The sequence below is a fragment of the Pseudomonas sp. B21-047 genome, from assembly GCF_024748775.1.
Classification (GTDB): Bacteria; Pseudomonadota; Gammaproteobacteria; order Pseudomonadales; family Pseudomonadaceae; genus Aquipseudomonas; species Aquipseudomonas capeferrum.
In genome coordinates this window covers 1002427-1020820 of sequence record NZ_CP087169.1, presented here as the reverse complement: position 1 = coordinate 1020820, position 18394 = coordinate 1002427, and the positions used below count along the sequence as shown (strand labels likewise).

At 63.1% G+C, this 18394-nt stretch carries 16 protein-coding genes; 9 read left to right on the top strand and 7 right to left on the bottom strand.

Translation table 11 applies throughout. The features are described from left to right. Nucleotides 1–6: 6 nt before the first annotated feature. The 3 genes from mreD to mreB form a co-directional block, all read right to left on the bottom strand. Entirely contained in the window at nt 7–495 is a 489-nt protein-coding gene (gene mreD, locus LOY26_RS04660; protein WP_019473693.1) for a rod shape-determining protein MreD, read from the bottom strand. Next, complete coding sequence (mreC, locus tag LOY26_RS04655; RefSeq protein WP_236643889.1) at nt 495–1526, bottom strand: rod shape-determining protein MreC; 1032 nt, start codon at nt 1524–1526, stop codon at nt 495–497. Before mreC ends, mreD begins: the two co-directional genes overlap by 1 nt. 195 nt (nt 1527–1721) lie before the next feature. Continuing rightward, nucleotides 1722–2759, bottom strand: a complete 1038-nt coding sequence (gene mreB, locus LOY26_RS04650; protein ID WP_003255163.1) for a rod shape-determining protein MreB — start codon at nt 2757–2759, stop codon at nt 1722–1724. A 204-nt stretch (nt 2760–2963) separates the two neighbouring features. Between mreB and gatC the strand changes: the two genes are divergently transcribed. From gatC to LOY26_RS04625, 5 genes are all read left to right on the top strand, one after another. After that, nucleotides 2964–3251: an Asp-tRNA(Asn)/Glu-tRNA(Gln) amidotransferase subunit GatC gene (gatC, locus tag LOY26_RS04645; protein WP_027595588.1), complete on the top strand. Its 288-nt coding sequence runs from the start codon at nt 2964–2966 to the stop codon at nt 3249–3251. A gap of 15 nt (nt 3252–3266) precedes the next feature. Beyond that, nucleotides 3267–4718, top strand: a complete 1452-nt coding sequence (gatA, locus tag LOY26_RS04640; RefSeq protein WP_258714451.1) for an Asp-tRNA(Asn)/Glu-tRNA(Gln) amidotransferase subunit GatA — start codon at nt 3267–3269, stop codon at nt 4716–4718. Nucleotides 4719–4729: 11 nt separating this feature from the next. Then, the gene (gene gatB / locus LOY26_RS04635; RefSeq protein WP_033701124.1) at nt 4730–6175 is read left to right on the top strand and encodes an Asp-tRNA(Asn)/Glu-tRNA(Gln) amidotransferase subunit GatB; all 1446 of its coding nucleotides are present in this window, start codon (nt 4730–4732) and stop codon (nt 6173–6175) included. Nucleotides 6176–6349: 174 nt separating this feature from the next. Next, nucleotides 6350–6724, top strand: coding sequence for a septal ring lytic transglycosylase RlpA family protein (locus LOY26_RS04630; RefSeq protein WP_186657038.1), 375 nt, complete (start codon nt 6350–6352; stop codon nt 6722–6724). A 59-nt stretch (nt 6725–6783) separates the two neighbouring features. Next, nucleotides 6784–7827, top strand: coding sequence for a calcium/sodium antiporter (locus LOY26_RS04625; RefSeq protein ID WP_033701126.1), 1044 nt, complete (start codon nt 6784–6786; stop codon nt 7825–7827). Between the two features lie 89 nt (nt 7828–7916). Here the strand turns inward: LOY26_RS04625 and LOY26_RS04620 are convergent, their stop codons facing one another. The 4 genes from LOY26_RS04620 to LOY26_RS04605 all read right to left on the bottom strand — a co-directional run bounded on the left by LOY26_RS04620 (nt 7917) and on the right by LOY26_RS04605 (nt 12255). Beyond that, complete coding sequence (locus LOY26_RS04620; protein ID WP_033701127.1) at nt 7917–9278, bottom strand: amino acid permease; 1362 nt, start codon at nt 9276–9278, stop codon at nt 7917–7919. 56 nt (nt 9279–9334) lie between these two features. Further along, a complete protein-coding gene (locus LOY26_RS04615) occupies nt 9335–10276 on the bottom strand; it encodes an AEC family transporter (RefSeq protein WP_033701128.1) in 942 nt (313 codons plus the stop codon). Between the two features lie 162 nt (nt 10277–10438). Beyond that, a complete protein-coding gene (locus LOY26_RS04610) occupies nt 10439–10999 on the bottom strand; it encodes a response regulator transcription factor (protein WP_033701129.1) in 561 nt (186 codons plus the stop codon). Then, complete coding sequence (locus LOY26_RS04605) at nt 10999–12255, bottom strand: ATP-binding protein (protein WP_033701130.1); 1257 nt, start codon at nt 12253–12255, stop codon at nt 10999–11001. Before LOY26_RS04605 ends, LOY26_RS04610 begins: the two co-directional genes overlap by 1 nt. A gap of 201 nt (nt 12256–12456) precedes the next feature. On the opposite strand from LOY26_RS04605, the gene LOY26_RS04600 reads away from it, so the two are divergent. The 4 genes from LOY26_RS04600 (at nt 12457) to LOY26_RS04585 (ending at nt 18377) form a co-directional block, all read left to right on the top strand. After that, nucleotides 12457–13173 carry an SIMPL domain-containing protein gene (locus LOY26_RS04600; RefSeq protein WP_186657034.1) on the top strand — a complete coding sequence of 239 codons (717 nt, stop codon included), beginning with the start codon at nt 12457–12459 and terminating at the stop codon, nt 13171–13173. Between the two features lie 324 nt (nt 13174–13497). Beyond that, on the top strand, nt 13498–15123 hold the full coding sequence (locus tag LOY26_RS04595; RefSeq protein WP_047581369.1) for an ABC transporter substrate-binding protein: 1626 nt from the start codon (nt 13498–13500) through the stop codon (nt 15121–15123). Between the two features lie 149 nt (nt 15124–15272). Next, on the top strand, nt 15273–16865 hold the full coding sequence (locus LOY26_RS04590) for an ABC transporter substrate-binding protein (protein ID WP_033701133.1): 1593 nt from the start codon (nt 15273–15275) through the stop codon (nt 16863–16865). Between the two features lie 132 nt (nt 16866–16997). Further along, nucleotides 16998–18377, top strand: coding sequence for an OprD family porin (locus LOY26_RS04585; RefSeq protein WP_033701134.1), 1380 nt, complete (start codon nt 16998–17000; stop codon nt 18375–18377). The last annotated feature ends 17 nt before the right edge of the window (nt 18378–18394 follow it).

Sequence of the window (18394 nt, the reverse complement as noted above, 5' to 3'; positions counted from 1 at the left end):
ACGCCGTCAATTTATGTGCAAGCGTCGGCGCAGGTCGCGCAGGGCAAAGCTGATCCATGGCCAGAGCAAGGCGCTGATGACCGCCGACCACACCAGCGCCAGGGTCGGCAGGCGGTTGCCGGTCAGCGCGCTGAGCCATAGCTGTATCAGCTGGGCGATGCCGAAGATCACCAGGATCACCAGGCTCTGCTGCCACATGGGGAACATGCGCAGGCGCTGCTGCAGCGACAGCACCAGGAAGGTGATCAGGGTCAGGATCAGCGCGTTCTGCCCAAGCAACGTGCCATACAGCACATCCTCGGCCAGGCCCAGCACGAAGGCCGTGGTCATGCCGACCTTGCTCGGCACGGCAAGGGTCCAGAACGATACCAGCAGCGCCAGCCACATGGGCCGGAACACTTCCATGAACTGAGGCATGGGCGAGACGCTGAGCAGCAAGCCAATGGCGAATGTCAGCCAGATGACCCAGCCGTTGTTGCGGCGTGATGCAGCCATCATTGCCTCCGGGGTTGAGCGGGCGCTGCCGCTGGCACGGCGGGTGCCGCAGGCGCTACAGGCGCAGCAGCGGGCTGCGTGGCAGGGGCTGCCGGTGTTGCGGGCGCGACGGGCGCGGTTGCGGTACCGGCAGGTGCGGCCTGCTCGCCATTGGCGCCAGGCTGAACACCCACCGCGGTGCCCTTGCGGTCGGCCTCTTCCTGCGCAATCGCCGCGTCGGTGGCGCGCTGTTCCGGGGTACGCCGGTCACTGAACACCAGCAGCATGTAGCGGCTGCGGTTGAGTGCGGCGGTAGGGATGGCGCGGACAATGGCAAACGGCTGGCCGGAGTCGTGAATCACTTCGTTGACCGTGGCCACCGGGTAGCCGGCCGGGAAGCGCTGGCCCATACCGGAGCTGACCAACAGGTCGCCTTCCTTGATGTCGGCGGTATCGGCCACATGGCGCAGCTCCAGCCGCTCCGGGTTGCCGGTACCGCTGGCGATGGCGCGCAGGCCATTGCGGTTGACCTGCACCGGAATGCTATGGGTGGTATCGGTCAGCAACAGCACCCGCGAGGTGTAAGGCATCAATTCGACCACCTGGCCCATCAGGCCGCGGGCGTCGAGCACCGGCTGGCCGAGGAACACACCATCGCGCTCACCCTTGTTGATCAGGATGCGGTGGGTGAACGGGTTGGGGTCGACGCCGATCAGCTCGGCCACTTCGACCTTTTCGTTGACCAGGGCCGAAGAATTGAGCAACTCACGCAAGCGCACGTTCTGCTCGGTCAGGGCCGCCAGCTTCTGCAGGCGCCCCTGCAACAGCAGGGCCTCGGTCTTGAGCTTTTCGTTTTCCGCGATCAGTTCGGTACGGCTGCCGAACTGGCCCGCCACGCCTTGCCACAAGCGCTGCGGCAAATCGGTGATCCAGTACGATTCCATCAACACCATGCCCATCTGGCTGCGCACAGGCTTGAGCACGGCAAAGCGCGCATCGACCACCATCAACGCGATCGACAGCACCACCAATACGAGTAGACGAACGCCCAGCGAAGGGCCCTTGGAGAAAAGCGGTTTAATGGGCCGTTCCTCGTGGACGACTCAGGAGGTCATTGGACATGGGACAACGCACCAGCCTGGTTGCGGGTTGACGGAAACGACGCCCAAACGGACGCCAGCCCAGCGCATACAGGTAGCACTGTGCGTGCTACCTGTAAACCGGGCGCTCATGAGCCGCGAGCAGGATCACTCGCTGGAGAGCAGGTCCATCGCGTGCTTGTCCATCATCTCCAGGGCGCGACCGCCGCCACGGGCGACACAGGTCAGCGGGTCCTCGGCGACGATCACCGGCAGGCCGGTTTCCTGGGCCAGCAGCTTGTCGAGGTCGCGCAGCAGTGCGCCACCACCGGTCAACACCAGGCCGCGCTCGGCGATGTCGGAGGCCAGCTCCGGCGGCGACTGCTCCAGGGCGCTCTTGACCGCCTGAACGATGGTCGCCAGCGACTCCTGCAGCGCTTCGAGCACTTCGTTGGAGTTCAGGGTGAAGGCACGCGGTACGCCCTCGGCCAGGTTACGACCACGGACATCGACTTCGCGCACTTCGCCGCCCGGGTAGGCGGTGCCGATTTCCTGTTTGATACGCTCGGCGGTGGACTCGCCAATCAGGCTGCCGTAGTTGCGGCGCACGTAGGTGACGATGGCTTCGTCAAAGCGATCGCCGCCAACCCGCACGGATTCGGCATAGACCACACCGTTGAGGGAGATCAGCGCGATTTCGGTGGTACCACCGCCGATATCGACGACCATCGAGCCACGGGCCTCTTCAACCGGCAGGCCGGCACCGATGGCGGCGGCCATGGGCTCTTCGATCAGGAAGACTTCGCGGGCACCGGCACCCAGGGCCGACTCGCGAATCGCGCGGCGCTCTACCTGGGTCGACTTGCACGGCACGCAGATCAGCACGCGAGGGCTGGGCTGCAGGAAGCTGTTCTCGTGAACCTTGTTGATGAAATACTGCAACATTTTTTCACAAACGCTGAAGTCGGCGATGACGCCGTCCTTCATCGGACGAATGGCAGCAATGTTGCCGGGCGTACGGCCCAGCATGCGTTTGGCTTCGGTACCGACGGCGACGACGCTTTTCTGATTGCCATGGGTACGGATGGCAACAACCGAGGGCTCATTCAGGACGATACCGCGCTCACGCACGTAAATAAGGGTGTTGGCAGTACCCAGGTCGATGGAAAGATCGCTGGAAAACATGCCACGCAGTTTCTTGAACATGGGAAAGTGACCCTGGGGAAAGCGTGGGTAAAAAAGTGCGGCAAACTCTAACAATGGCAGGGATTTTGGGCAAGGAGCCAATATGTTAAATTGGTCGTTTTTCCGAGCACGCCAGCAGATGATCGCGGCCGTATGACCGCCAGAATGCCGACATGTTCCTCATCACGGACCTTATTCCGTTCTTTGTTCCCCCTGGAGATCCCCATGGCGCTTGAACGCTGCGACGTGGAAAAGATCGCCCATCTGGCCCGTCTGGGGCTGAATGATGGCGAACTGCCACGTATTACCGATGCACTGAACAGCATTCTCGGGCTGGTCGACCAGATGCAAGCGGTCGACACCACGGGCATCGAGCCCCTGGCCCACCCCCTGGAGGCCAGCCAGCGACTGCGTCCCGACCAGGTCACCGAAAGCAACCAGCGCGAGGCCTACCAGGCCATCGCACCCTCGACCGAAAGCGGTCTGTACCTGGTTCCCAAAGTCATCGAGTAAGGGATAGAGCCTGCCATGCATCAATTGACCCTGGCCGAGATCGCCCGCGGACTCGCCGACAAGTCGTTTTCCTCCGAAGAGCTGACGGGCGCCCTGCTGGCGCGCATCAAGCAACTCGACCCGCAAATCAACAGCTTCATCAGCGTCACCGAAGAGCTGGCCCTGGGCCAGGCCCGTGCCGCCGACGCCCGCCGCGCCGCTGGCGAGGCCGGGGCACTGCTGGGCGCGCCGATCGCCCACAAGGACCTGTTCTGCACCAACGGTGTACGCACCAGCTGCGGCTCGAAGATGCTCGACAACTTCAAGGCGCCGTACGATGCCACCGTGGTCGCCAAGCTGGCCGAAGCCGGCATGGTCACCCTGGGCAAGACCAACATGGACGAATTCGCCATGGGTTCGGCCAACGAATCCAGCCACTATGGCCCGGTGAAAAACCCGTGGAACCTCGAGCACGTGCCTGGCGGCTCGTCCGGTGGCTCGGCTGCTGCCGTCGCCGCGCGCCTGCTGCCAGCCTCCACTGGCACCGACACCGGCGGCTCGATCCGACAGCCGGCAGCGCTGACCAACCTGACCGGCCTGAAACCGACGTACGGTCGTGTTTCGCGCTGGGGCATGATCGCTTACGCCTCCAGCCTCGACCAGGGCGGCCCACTGGCCCGTACCGCCGAAGACTGCGCGCTGCTGCTGCAAGGCATGGCCGGTTTCGACGCCAAGGACTCCACCAGCATCGAAGAACCGGTGCCGGACTACAGCGCCAACCTCAACGCCTCGCTGCAAGGCCTGCGCATTGGCCTGCCGAAGGAATACTTCAGCGCCGGCCTCGACCCGCGCATCGCCGAACGGGTGCAAGCCAGCGTCAAGGAGCTGGAAAAGCTCGGCGCCGTGATCAAGGAAATCAGCCTGCCGAACATGCAGCATGCCATCCCGGCGTACTACGTGATCGCGCCCGCTGAAGCGTCCTCCAACCTGTCGCGTTTCGATGGCGTGCGTTTCGGCTACCGCTGCGAAGCCCCCAAAGACCTGACCGACCTGTACAAGCGCTCGCGTGGCGAAGGCTTCGGCGCCGAAGTGCAGCGCCGCATCATGGTCGGCACCTACGCCCTGTCGGCCGGCTATTACGACGCCTACTACGTCAAGGCGCAGCAGATCCGCCGCCTGATCAAGAACGACTTCATGGCCGCGTTCAACGACGTCGACCTGATCCTTGGCCCGACCACGCCGAACCTGGCCTGGAAGCTCGGCGCCAAGAGCAGCGACCCAGTCGCCGCCTACCTTGAAGACGTCTACACCATCACCGCCAACTTGGCAGGCCTGCCCGGCCTGTCGATGCCGGCCGGCTTCGTCGATGGCCTGCCCGTTGGCGTGCAGTTGCTGGCGCCGTACTTCCAGGAAGGCCGCCTGCTCAACGTCGCGCACCGCTACCAGCAAGTGACCGACTGGCACACCCGTGCCCCCAACGGCTTCTGAGGAGTTCACACATGCAATGGGAAGTTGTGATCGGGCTGGAAATTCATACCCAGCTCGCTACCCAGTCGAAGATCTTCTCCGGCAGCGCCACCACCTTCGGCTCCGAGCCGAATACCCAGGCCAGCCTGGTTGACCTGGGGATGCCCGGCGTACTGCCGGTGCTGAACCAGGAAGCCGTGCGCATGGCCTGCATGTTCGGCCTGGCGATCGACGCCGAGATCGGCAAGCGCAACGTGTTCGCGCGCAAGAACTACTTCTACCCCGACCTGCCCAAGGGCTACCAGATCAGCCAGATGGAGCTGCCGATCGTCGGCAAGGGCCACCTGGATATCGCCCTGGAAGACGGCACCATCAAGCGCATCGGGGTTACCCGTGCGCACCTGGAAGAAGACGCCGGCAAGAGCCTGCACGAAGACTTCAGCGGCTCTACCGGCATCGACCTGAACCGCGCCGGCACGCCGCTGCTGGAAATCGTCTCCGAGCCGGACATGCGCAGCGCCAAGGAGGCCGTGGCCTACGTCAAGGCCATCCACGCCCTGGTGCGCTACCTGGGCATCTGCGACGGCAACATGGCCGAAGGCTCGCTGCGCTGCGACTGCAACGTGTCGATCCGCCCCAAGGGCCAGGCCGAGTTCGGCACCCGCTGCGAGATCAAGAACGTCAACTCGTTCCGCTTCATCGAGCGTGCGATCAACAGCGAGATCCAGCGCCAGATCGACCTGATCGAAGACGGTGGCAGGGTCATCCAGGAAACCCGCCTGTACGACCCGAACAAGGACGAGACCCGCTCCATGCGCAGCAAGGAGGAAGCCAACGACTACCGTTACTTCCCCGACCCGGACCTGCTGCCGGTGGTCATCGAGGACAGCTTCCTCGACACCATCCGTGCCGGCTTGCCCGAGCTGCCACCGCAAAAGGTCGAGCGCTTCCAGAGCCAGTACGGCCTGTCGGCCTACGACGCCAACGTGCTGGCCTCCAGCCGTGAACAGGCGGACTACTTCGAAGAAGTGGTGAAGATTGGCGGCGACGCCAAGCTGGCCGCCAACTGGGTCATGGTCGAGCTGGGCAGCCTGCTGAACAAGCTGGGCATCGAGATCGACCAGGCGCCGGTCAGTGCCGAGCAGCTCGGTGGCATGTTGCTGCGGATTCGCGACAACACCATCAGCGGCAAGATTGCCAAGACCGTGTTCGAAGCCATGGCCGCCGGTGAAGGCGATGCCGACAGCATCATCGAAAGCCGTGGCCTGAAGCAGGTTACCGACACCGGTGCAATCGAGACGATGCTCGACGAGATGCTGGCTGCCAACGCCGAACAGGTCGAACAGTACCGCGCCGCCGACGAGGCCAAGCGTGGCAAGATGTTCGGCTTCTTCGTCGGCCAGGCGATGAAAGCGTCGAAGGGCAAGGCCAACCCTGGGCAAGTGAACCAATTGCTCAAAGCCAAGCTCGAAGGCTGAGCTGAAAAATGCGGCGAGGGCTTTGCCCTCGTTCGCGGGGCCAGTCGGATCGCCGCACCGCCGCTCCCACAGGTATTGCGCAGCCCAGTACCTGTGGGAGCGGCGGTGCGGCGATCCGACTGGCCCCGCGAAGGGCCGCACAGCAGCCCCAACGGCAGCACCGGAGCTTTCGACTTGCTAAAACGATCCCTCGGCACCCTCGCACTCTTCTCCCTGCTGGCCGGCTGCGCCAGCCACGACATCGACCCTCGCGGCTACAACCAGACCGGTACCGCCTCTTATTACGGCGCCCGCCACCACGGCAAACGCACGGCCAGTGGCGAGCCTTTCAACCAGCATGCCCTCACCGCCGCTCACCGCAGCCTGCCCTTCGGCAGCAAGGTGCTGGTCACCAACCTTGCCAACCAACGCAGCGTGGTGGTGCGCATCAACGACCGCGGCCCGCACACACGTGGCCGGCTGATCGACCTGTCACGCGCCGCAGCAGAAAAAATTGGCATGCTCCGTAGCGGAACGGCGCGCGTCCGGGTACAAGGTCTGAGCGACTGACCGACTGGAGCCCGACCATTTTCGACCTCGCCACCCTTCCCACCTTCAGCCTCCTGCAACTGGGCGTCGCCCTCGTGCTGCTGGCCTGCGGTGCAGAGCTACTGGTACGTGTGGCCCTGCGCCTGGCCCTGCGCCTGCACGTGCGGCCATTGATCATCGGCCTGAGCCTGGTGGCCTTCGGCAGCACCGCGCCGCAGCTCACCGTAAGCCTGCAGGCTGCCTACCAAGGCGCACCCGATGTCGCAGTCGGCAGCGTGATCGGCAGCAATATCTTCAACGTGCTGGTGATTCTCGGCCTGGCCGCGCTGATCATCCCGCTGCGCGTATCACGCCAGCTGGTGCGCCTGGATATCCCCCTGATGATCGTCGCCAGCGCGCTGGTGTATGCGCTCGCCGCCAATGGCTACCTGGGCCGCTGGGAGGGCCTGCTGCTGCTGTTGGCACTGGTGGGCTACCTGGGCATGCTCTGGCACCAATCGCGGCATTACGCCCGCACCTACCCCGCGCCCAGCGTCATCACCGTCAGCGGCGCACGCTTCTGGTCTGGCGCCCTGTTGCAGATTGCCCTCGGCCTTGGCCTGCTGAGCCTGGCCGGGCACCTGCTGCTGGAAGCCGTCGTCGAGGTGGCGACCGACCTGGGGCTGTCCGAACGCATCATCGGCCTGACCGTGGTGGCGGTCTGCACGTCGCTACCAGAGTTGGCGGCGGCGATGATCGCCGCCCTTCGCGGCGAACGGGAGATCGCCGTGGGCACGGTGATCGGCAGCAACCTGTTCAACCTGCTGGGGGTATTGGGGCTGACTGCGCTGATCACGCCAGAGCCGCTGTCGATCTCACCCAACGCACTGGCCTTTGACTTGCCGGTGATGCTGGGTGTGGCGGCGCTAAGCCTGCCGGTGTTTTATTCGGGGTACCGGATTACCCGCGCTGAAGGCTTGGTGTTCCTTTGCCTGTACCTGGCCTATGGGCTGCATGTGGTGGCCTTCACCACCGGCATGCCACTGGCCGGGCGCCTGGAACGGCTCATGCTGTTTTATGTGCTGCCGGTACTAGCGGTGGTGTTGCTGTATACCACCGTGCGCGCCTGGCGCCGACAGCATTGAGGTGCCGTAAGGGGTAGCGTGATGGCTGCCAGGTGCATGCCTTGCGGTTTGCTGCGCCTGTGAGATCGAGCCAGGCGCTTGTCAGCCCCTCACCCCTTGGCCTGCCGCGCCTTCTTCAACCGGAACGCCACCCACAGCACCGCGATCCAACCCGGAATCAACATCACCGAAATACGAATCGGCGGCGTCAGGTACATCACCACCAGAATCAGCACGATGAACGCCAGGCACAGGTAATTGGTAATCGGGTGCCCCCAGCTCTGATAAAACGGGGTAATGCCCGCGCCCAGCTTGGCCTTGCGGAACTTCAGGTGGGTAATGCTGATGCTCGCCCAGTTGATCACCAGCGCCGACACCGCCAGGGCCATCAGCAAACCGAAGGCTTCCCCCGGCATCAGGTAGTTGATCAGTACGCACAGGCCGGTGGCGAACGCCGAAACGCCCAGCGCCGTCAGCGGGACGCCACTGCGGCTGACCTTGAGCAACTGACGCGGCGCATCGCCCTGGCTGGCCAGGCCGAACAGCATGCGGCTGTTGGCGTAGACACAACTGTTGTAAACCGACAGCGCAGCCGTCAACACCACGACGTTGAGGATCGTCGCCACCAGGTCGCTGTCCAGCTCATGGAAGATCATCACGAACGGGCTGCCCCCCTGCACCACCTTCTGCCATGGGTACAGCGACAGCAGCACCGCCAAGGCGCCAATGTAGAAAATCAGGATGCGGTAGACCACCTGGTTGGTGGCCTTGGGGATGCTCTGACGCGGGTTGTCCGCCTCGGCAGCGGTGATCCCCACCAGCTCCAGCCCACCGAAGGAGAACATGATCACGGCCAGGGCCATGACCAGGCCAGTGACGCCGTTAGGGAAGAAACCACCGTACTGCCACAGGTTGGCCACGCTGGCATCCGGGCCGCCATGGCCGCTGCTCAGCAGCCAGGCACCAAAGCCGATCATGCTGACGATGGCCACCACCTTGACCAGGGCGAACCAGAACTCCATCTCACCGTAGACTTTCACCTGCGTCAGGTTGATGAGGTTGATGACCACGAAGAAGATCGCCGCCGTCGCCCAAGTAGGGAAATCTGGCCACCAGTACTGCACATAGATGCCCACCGCCGTCAGCTCGGCCATGCCCACCAGCACGTACACCACCCAGTAGTTCCAGCCCGAGACGAAGCCTGCGAATTCGCTCCAGTACTGGTGGGCAAAGTGGCTGAAGCTGCCGGCGACCGGCTCTTCGACCACCATTTCGCCAAGCTGGCGCATGATGAAGAAGGCCATCAGGCCGGCAATGGCATAGCCCAGCAAAACGGAAGGGCCAGCCAGCTGAATGGTCTGGGCGATCCCCAGAAACAGCCCCGTGCCGATGGCCCCACCCAGCGCGATCAGCTGGATATGGCGGTTCTTCAACCCGCGCTGCAAGCGCTCGGGCGTGCTCTGGTCTTGCATGAAGTGTCCTTTAGCTCAGTGAGGCAGTGTTATTGCTGTTATTTGCAGTCAAGGATCTAGATCCATCCGCCCCACTGCAAGATGAAAATACCGATATTGGTGGTGATCGCCGCCATTAGCGTCGTGATCACGATGATCGAGGCAGCCAATTCATGGTTGCCATTGGCCGCCCGTGCCATCACGTAGCTGGCCGCTGCGGTAGGGCTGCCGATGTACAGGAACAGGATGCCCAGCTCGGCACCGCGGAAACCGCACAGCCAGGCACCCAACGTGCCGACCAGCGGCAACCAGACCATCTTCACCAGGCTGGCATCGATCGCCAGCCTGCCACTGTCACGCAGCGCCGCCAGCGACAGGGTACCGCCAATGCAGATCAGCGCCAGCGGCAGGGTCATCTGCGCCAGGTAGTCGCCCGAGGTGAGCAACCAGTTGGGCAGCGGCACCTGGCCGTAGGCCATGGGCGTTGCCACCAGCACGCTGAGGATCAAGGGGTTGCTGAAGATGCTCTTGCAGATGCTCCACGGGTCAGACTTGAGGTCCGGGCTGTACACCGCCAGCACCACCGCCGACAGCGAGTTGTACATGAGGATCACCAGGCCTGCCAGCACCGCCCCTAGCGAGATACCGTAGTCGCCGTACAGGCTGGCGGCCAGCGCCAGGCCGATCACGCCGTTGTTGCCGCGAAATGCGCCTTGGGTGTAGATGCCGCGGTCTGCCGGCGGGCAACGCCAGAGGGCCAGCCCCCAGGCCACGGCGAAGCCAACCAGGGTGGCAGCGACGAAATACAGGATGACGCCGGGTTTGACCGCGGCCGCCAGGTCGGCGTGGTAGATGCCCAGGAACAGCAGCGCCGGCATGCAGACATTGAACACCAGCTGCGACGCGACACGGTTGAAGTTGTCGTCGATCAGGTGGATGCGTTTGAGCAGTATGCCCATGAACAGCATGGCGAAAACGGGCGCCGTGATGTTCAGCGTCTGGATAAGAAGGGCGAGCATGCGATCCTGCAGGGAGTTGCCGTCAGGGGGCTAATGATACGTCAACGGCTGCGAGTTGCGGGGATCGGGATGCGATACAGAGAAGTGTCTGACAGCCAGGGACCTTTCGCGGGGCAAGCCCGCTCCCACAATGTGTGGCAGCGGGCTTGCCCGGCGAACGGGTCAGCGCCGAACCGGTCGCTTCTGCAGCTTGCGCTGCAAGGTCCGCCGGTGCATGCCCAACGCCCGCGCCGTGGCCGAGATATTGCCTTCGTGTTCGTTCAGCACGCGCTGGATGTGCTCCCACTGCAGGCGGTCGACCGACATCGGGTTTTCCGGCACCAGGGCATCCAGGTCAGCGTGCTCGGAAAGCAGCGCCGCGAGTACATCGTCAGCATCGGCCGGCTTGCACAGGTAGTTGCAGGCACCGCGTTTGACCGCCTCGACTGCGGTGGCGATGCTCGAGTAACCGGTGAGGATCACCACCCGCATCTCCGGGTCCAGCTCCAGCAGCTTGGGCAACAGCACCAACCCTGAGTCACCTTCCATCTTCAGGTCCAGCGTGGCGTAGTCCGGCAGGTCCTGCTGGGCCAGGATCAGCCCCTCCTCAGCCGAGCCTGCGGTGCTCACGCGGAACCCGCGGCGGCTCATGGCGCGTGCCATGACCCGGGTAAAGGTGGCATCGTCATCCACCAGCAGCAGGTGCGGCAGCTCTTCGCCTTCAACCTGGATATCTTCACTCATCATTCATCTCCTCGCTTGCCATGGGGCAGGCGCAGTTCGGTCAGGGTGCCACCCTGCTCATGACTATAGAGTTTCACCGAACCGCCCGCACGCGTCACGCTGGCCTTGCTCAAGAACAGGCCCAGGCCGAAGCCTTTGCCCTTGGTGGTAATAAAGGGTTTGCCAATCGCTTCGGCGATTGCCGGGGGCACACCAGGGCCATGGTCACGAATGCTGATGACAATGTCCTCGGCGTCCCAGTCCAGGCGCACCTCAAGGTCGTCCGGGCACGCGTCGGCTGCATTGTTCAGCAGGTTCAGCAGGGCCTGGGTCAGGTCAGGTGGCGGCGTCAGGCGGGGTACCTGGCCGTCCCTGAGGCGCTGGAAGCGGTAACTGGCTTCGGGCCGCATCAGGTGCCAACGGTTGAGCGCCTCGTCCAGCCAGACGGTGACGTCCTGCTCGACCATGGCCAGGCGGCGATTGGCCTCGGCGGCACGCACCAGTTGCTGCAAGGTTTCCTTGCACAGCTTGACCTGGTCCTGAAGGATCTGCAGGTCTTCCTGCAACAAAGGGTCGGGGTGGTCCTGGCGCATTTCGTTAAGCAGTACGCTCATGGTCGCCAGCGGTGTGCCCAGCTCATGGGCAGCGCCGGCGGCCTGGGTGGCCACGGCCAGCAATTGCTCATCGCGCAGGCTCTCTTCACGGCGCTCGGAGCGCAGTTGTTCCTGGCGCCGCAGCTCCTCGGCCATGCGCGCGGCAAAGAAGGTGATGACTGCGGCCGCCAGGGCGATGCTCAGCCACATGCCGTAGACCTGCATCTTGTCCCGCGCCATCGGCAGCCCTTCAAGCGGGTAGAACTGCACCAGCAGCAAGCTGTAGGCCGTCAGCGCGATGCCCGAAAGGATCAACGAATAGAGCCAGGGCAAGGTCACCGCGGCAATGGCCAGCGGCACCAGGTAATAGGAAACGAACGGGTTGGTCGAGCCGCCGGAGTAATACAGCAAGGCACTGTGGATCAACAGGTCGCAGGCAAGCTGCAGTGCATACTCAAGTTCAGTGACCGGCAGCGACAGGCGCAGGCGCAACGCGGTGAACGCACACAGGATGGACGACAGGGCCAGCGTTGCTGCCAGCGAAAACCATGGCAAGGGCAGCAGGTCGGTCCAGTAGGCGACGCCCACCGAGCCTGCCTGGGCAGCCAGGACCAGCACGCGGATGACAGTCAGGCGCCAGAGGTTCTGACGGGTAGCGGACAACGGTTGTACGTCAGCGAGCATGAGCTCTCCTGATGAGTGCTCCAGAAAATCGGCTGGAGTATACCGAAGCCGGGCGCCTCACTGCAGCGATGCGGCAAAGCGCCACACTTTGTCACAGGTGCATAGTGGCACTTTTGAACCCACTACACTGTTCCCGGTCTGATGGGCCATGCGTGGAATGGAGACCAGATCCCACGCCCTTTTATTGCCAAGGAGTCTTACATGCAAATCCCTCGTCGCGGCACTGCCCTGATCCTGTCGTGCGGGCTGCTCGCCAGCCTGCCTGCGCTGGCGGCCGAAGAGCCGCGCTACAACCAGGTATCGCTGCGTGCCGAAGTCAGCAAGGAAGTGCCGCGCGACCTGATGGTCGTGACCCTCTACAGCGAAGCGCAGAACACCGACCCGGGCAAGCTTGCCAAAGAGATCACCGAGACCATGAACAAGGCTGTGCAGCAGTCTCGCCAGGTCAAGGATGTGAAGATCAGCCAGGGCAGCCGCAACAGCTACCCGGTGTACGACAGCAAAGGGCAAAAGATCACCGGCTGGCGTGAACGTGCCGAGCTGCGCCTGGAGAGCGCCAACTTCCCAGCCCTGTCGCAACTGACCGCCGACCTGCTGCAAGCGCTGAAAATGGGCGGCATGGACTTCTCCATCGCCCCGGCCACGCGCAAGGCCAGCGAGGACGACCTGCTCAAGGACGCCGTCAATGCCTTCAAGGCACGCGCTCAGTTGGCCACCGAGGCACTGGGTGGCAAGGGCTACAAAGTGGTCAACCTGAACCTCAACAGCAGCGGTTACCCGCGCCCTTATATGCGCAGCGCACCGATGGCCATGAAGGCTATGGCGGGTGACGAAGCGGCACCGGCGCCGGATATCGAGGCGGGCACCAGCGAAGTCAGCATGAATGCCGATGGCTTGATCGAAGTTCAGATGCCTTGAGGCACAGTGGGGCGCGTTGCGCCCCCTTCTGGCCAGCCCCGCAGCATGGCCACTTTTAGCATTTTCAGACATTTCCTACGCACCCTGGCGGTGCATGCCTACAATTCCTCCCCCTCGTAACATTCAGCAAAAAGCCATCATTTTGCCCTCGCAAACGTTTAACTTCGCCAAAAGTTATACTGATGCGACATCCATGTACGGTCGTACCACATTTCTGGCGCCAACTGTCCTTCCGAGTGTTGCATTGGGAATAGCCCCTGCATAAGTATCCTCAGGTCGGCTCACGAGGCCACCTCAATCAAAAATGACAACAATGAGGCCACCATGCTCAAACACGCAGTCATTCCGTTCCTGCTTGGCGCAGGTTTGCTCGCTGGCGCCCCCCACGCCCACGCGGCGTCCAACTTGGTGTTCTGCTCCGAAGGCAGCCCCGCCGGCTTCGACCCAGGGCAGTACACAACGGGAACCGACTTCGACGCCTCGGCCGAGACCGTGTTCAACCGCCTGACCCAGTTCGAACGTGGCGGTACCGCCGTGATTCCGGGCCTGGCGACAAAATGGGAAGTGTCCGACGACGGCAAGGCCTACATTTTCCACCTGCGCGAAGGGGTCAAGTTCCACACCACTGACTACTTCAAGCCAAGCCGCCCGTTCGATGCCGACGACGTGCTGTTCACCTTCAACCGCATGCTCGACAAGGACCACCCGTTCCGTAAGGCCTACCCCACCGAGTTCCCCTACTTCACCGACATGGGCATGGACAAGAACATTGCCAAGCTGGAGAAAGTCGACGAACACACGGTCAAGTTCACCCTCAACGACGTCGACGCCGCGTTCATCCAGAACCTGGCGATGAGTTTCGCCTCCATTCAGTCGGCCGAGTACGCCGACCAGTTGCTCAAGGGGGGCAAGGCCGCCGACCTCAACCAGAAGCCGATCGGCACCGGCCCGTTCGTGTTCAGCAAGTACCAGAAAGACGCGCAGATCCGTTTCAAGGGCAACAAGGACTACTGGAAACCCGAGGACGTGAAGATCGACAACCTGATCTTCGCCATCACCACCGATGCCTCGGTGCGCATGCAGAAGCTGAAAAAGGGCGAGTGCCAGGTCACCTTGTTTCCGCGGCCGGCGGACATCGAGCCGCTCAAGGCCGACAAGAACCTGCAGATGCCGCATCAGGCCGGCTTCAACCTCGGTTACATCGCCTACAACGTGATGGACAAGATCAAGGGCAGCGACGCACCCAACCCCATGGCCAAACTCGAAGTGCGCCAGGCACTGGACATGGCGGTGGACAAGAAGAAAATCATCGAATCGGTTTACCAGGGTGCCGGTCAGTTGGCGGTAAACGGCATGCCGCCCACCCAGTGGTCCTATGACGACAGTATCAAGGACGCCACCTACGACCCGGAAAAGGCCAAACAGCTGCTCAAGCAAGCCGGCATCAAGGAAGGCACCGAGATCACCCTGTGGGCCATGCCGGTGCAACGCCCGTACAACCCAAATGCCAAGCTGATGGCTGAAATGCTGCAAGCCGACTGGGCCAAGATCGGCATCAAGGCAAAAATCGTCAGCTATGAATGGGGCGAGTACATCAAGCGCTCAAAAGGCGGCGAACAAGGCGCCATGCTGATTGGCTGGAGCGGCGACAACGGTGACCCGGACAACTGGCTGGGCACCCTGTACGGCTGCGATGCCGTCGACGGCAACAATTTCTCCAAGTGGTGCTACAAGCCTTACGACGACCTGATCAAGCAGGCCAAGGCCACCTCGGACCAGGCCAAGCGCACCGAGCTGTACCAGCAGGCGCAGCACATCCTCAAGGAGCAGGTGCCGATCACCCCGATCGCCCACTCCACCGTGTACCAGCCCATGAGCGCCAAGGTGAAGGACTTCAAGATCAGCCCGTTCGCGTTGAACGCCTTCTACGGCGTCAGCGTGGACAAATAGGGTAGATCCCGGCACCCGCCAGGCGGCGGGTGCCAGCCCCACCAGATCCGATCACAGCATACCGCCCCGCCGCCATCCGCAGCGGGATCGGCGAACTGTTGCCGCCATTCGTACCCCGAGGCGGCGAAACAGACCAACAAGGACTTGCCATGCGCCCTGCCACCCCCCTTTCGACCCTGCTCGCGCTGGGCCTGATAAGCCTCTCCCCGGCCCTGCTCGCAAAAAACCTGGTGTTCTGCTCCGAGGGCAGCCCGGCCGGCTTCGACACGGCCCAGTACACCAGCGCCACTGACAACGACGCCGCCGAACCGCTGTACAACCGCCTGGTCGAGTTCGAGCGCGGTGGCACGGCGGTGCAGCCGGCCCTGGCCACCCAATGGGACGTGTCCGACGATGGGCTGCGCTACACCTTCCACCTGCGTGAGGGGGTGAAGTTCCACGCCAACAAGGCGTTCAGCCCCAGCCGCGACTTCAATGCCGACGACGTGCTGTTCACCTTCAACCGCATGCTCGACAAGGGCCACCCGTTCCGTCAGGCCTACCCCACCGAATTCCCGTACTTCGTCAGCATGGGCCTGGACAAGAACATCGCCCGCCTCGAAAAGACCGGGCCGCTGACCGTGATGTTCACCCTGAACAAGGTCGACGCCGCCTTCGTGCAGAACCTGGCCATGAGCTTCGCCTCGGTGCTTTCCGCCGAGTACGCCGAGCACTTGATGGCCAACGGGCGCCCCAGCGACATCAACCAGCAGCCCATCGGCACCGGACCGTTCGTGTTCCAGCGCTACCAGAAGGATTCGCAGATCCGCTTTAAGGGCAACAAGGCGTACTGGGCGCCGGGCCAGGTGAAAATCGACAACCTGGTGTTTTCGATCAACATCGACCCCTCGGTACGTATTCAGAAGCTGCGGCGCAACGAGTGCCAGGTCACCCTGCACCCGCGCCCCGCCGACCTGCCGGCGCTCAAGGCCGATAACAAACTCGAAGTGCTGCAGCAACCTGGCTTCAACCTCGGCTACATCGCCTACAACACCCAGCACCCGCCGTTCGACCGCCTGCAAGTGCGCCAGGCCATGGACATGGCGGTGAACAAGCAGGCGATCCTTCAGGCGGTGTATCAGGACTCCGGGCAGCGCGCAGTCAACGCCATGCCACCGACCCAGTGGTCCTATGACGACAGCCTTGAGGACGCGCCCTTCGACCCGCAAAAAGCCAAGCAACTGCTCAGGCAGGCCGGGGTCAAGGAAGGCACCGAAGTCACCCTGTGGGCCATGCCCGTGCAGCGCCCCTACAACCCAAATGCCAAGCTCATGGCCGAGATGCTCCAGGCCGACTGGAGCAAGCTTGGCTTCAAGGTACGTATCGTCAGCTACGAGTGGGGTGAATACCTCAAGCGCATGAAAAGCGGCGAGCACGACATTGCCCTGATCGGCTGGACCGGTGACAACGGCGACCCCGACAACTGGCTCGGCACCCTCTACAACTGCGACGCCATCGGCAGCAACAACTACTCCCGGTGGTGCGACCCGCAGTACGACAGCCTGGTCAAGCAAGCCAAGCAGGTGACCGACCGCGAACAACGCACCGCCCTCTACCGGCAGGCCCAGCAGCGGCTCAAGCAACAGGTGCCAATCACCCCGGTGGCGCACTCCACGGTGAACCAGCCGATCAGCATCAAGGTTGCCGATTTCAAGGTCAGCCCCTTTGGCCGCAACAATTTTTCCGGTGTGAGTGTTGATTAGGCACTAGCCGCTACAAACAACACCCCTCCCCCTGATTAGCCCGGCAACCCCGGGCAACTCTGGCAACACCGCAGCAACACGCCCGGCTCACAAGGCCGGTAATAACTAGAAAAAGGAAAGGGAGTTTTCACCTTGAGACTATTCACCTCAACCGCACTGGCATTGACCCTCGGCAGCGTCTGCTCCGTGGCCGAAGCCGAACCCCAAAGCCAGGCCTACGTCCCACTCAGCCTCAAGACCAGCAGTGAACAAGACCAGGCAACCGGCTTCATCGACGGCCAAAGCGTCTCTGGCAGCACTCGTAACTGGTATGCCCGCGAGCGCGCCACCCGCGCCCCGCTCTGGAAGTACTACAAGCGCGACGGTACTCGCCACGACACCCACAGCCGCGAGAACTGGCTGCAGGGCACCATCCTCAACTACAGCTCGGGCTTTACCCAAGGCACCGTCGGTATTGCCGTCGAAGCCGCCGGCTACAATGCCATTGCCCTGCAACAGAGCCGCGAGGCAATCGCCGGGCCCAACAACCGCACGCTGACCCACAGCGACGGCGACCCCGTCGGCCAGTGGAGCAAGCTGGGCCTGGGCAACATCAAGGCCCGCGTGTCCAACACCACGCTCACTCTCGGCCGCCAATCGGTGGACACGCCGATGATCGCCTACATTGGCAACCGCGCCCTGCCATCGAGCTTCCAGGGCGCCTTCCTGCACAGCGCCGAATTCGACAACCTGTCGTTCGACCTGGGCACCTTCGACCGCGTCTCGCCCCGAACCGAACAAAGCCTCAGCAAGTTCCGCTCCGAGTACGGCGCCGCCGGCGTCGAGACCGACCGCGCCAGCACTGCCGGGGTCAACTACCAGCCGTTCAAAAGCCTGAGCACCAGCCTGTACGCCACCAAGGTCGACGACTTCTGGAACCAGTACTACTTCGGCGCCAACCACGTGCTGGGCGACAGCGCCGTGCTCAGCCTGAGCACCGGCCTGAACTACTACAAGACCGTGGATGCAGGCAGCAAGAAGATGGGCGAGATCGACAACGACACTTACAGCCTGTCGCTCGCCCTCACCCACCAGGCCCACACCCTCAGCGCGTCATGGCAACAGGTCAACGGCAACGAGTACTTCGACTACCTGCACGAAACCAACGGCATCTACCTGGCCAACTCGCTGCTCTCGGACTTCAACGGCCCGAACGAGAAATCGCTGCAGCTTTCCTATGTGCTGAACATGGCGCCGTATGGCGTGCCGGGCCTCAAGTTCAACCTGTACAACGCACGCGGCTGGGGCATCGATGGCACCCATTACCGGGGCACTGCCTATGACGTCAACGGCATGGACGGCGAGACCCACTACGAGTGGGGCATCGGCACCAGCTACGCCGTGCAGAGCGGCCCGCTGAAGGACACCAGTATCCGCGCCACCTACACCGCGCACCGCGCCAGCAAGGCGCAGGCCGATGGCAGCCTGGACGAGTTCCGCCTGGTGACCACCATTCCGTTCAACATCCTCTGACCGATGACGCCACGGCC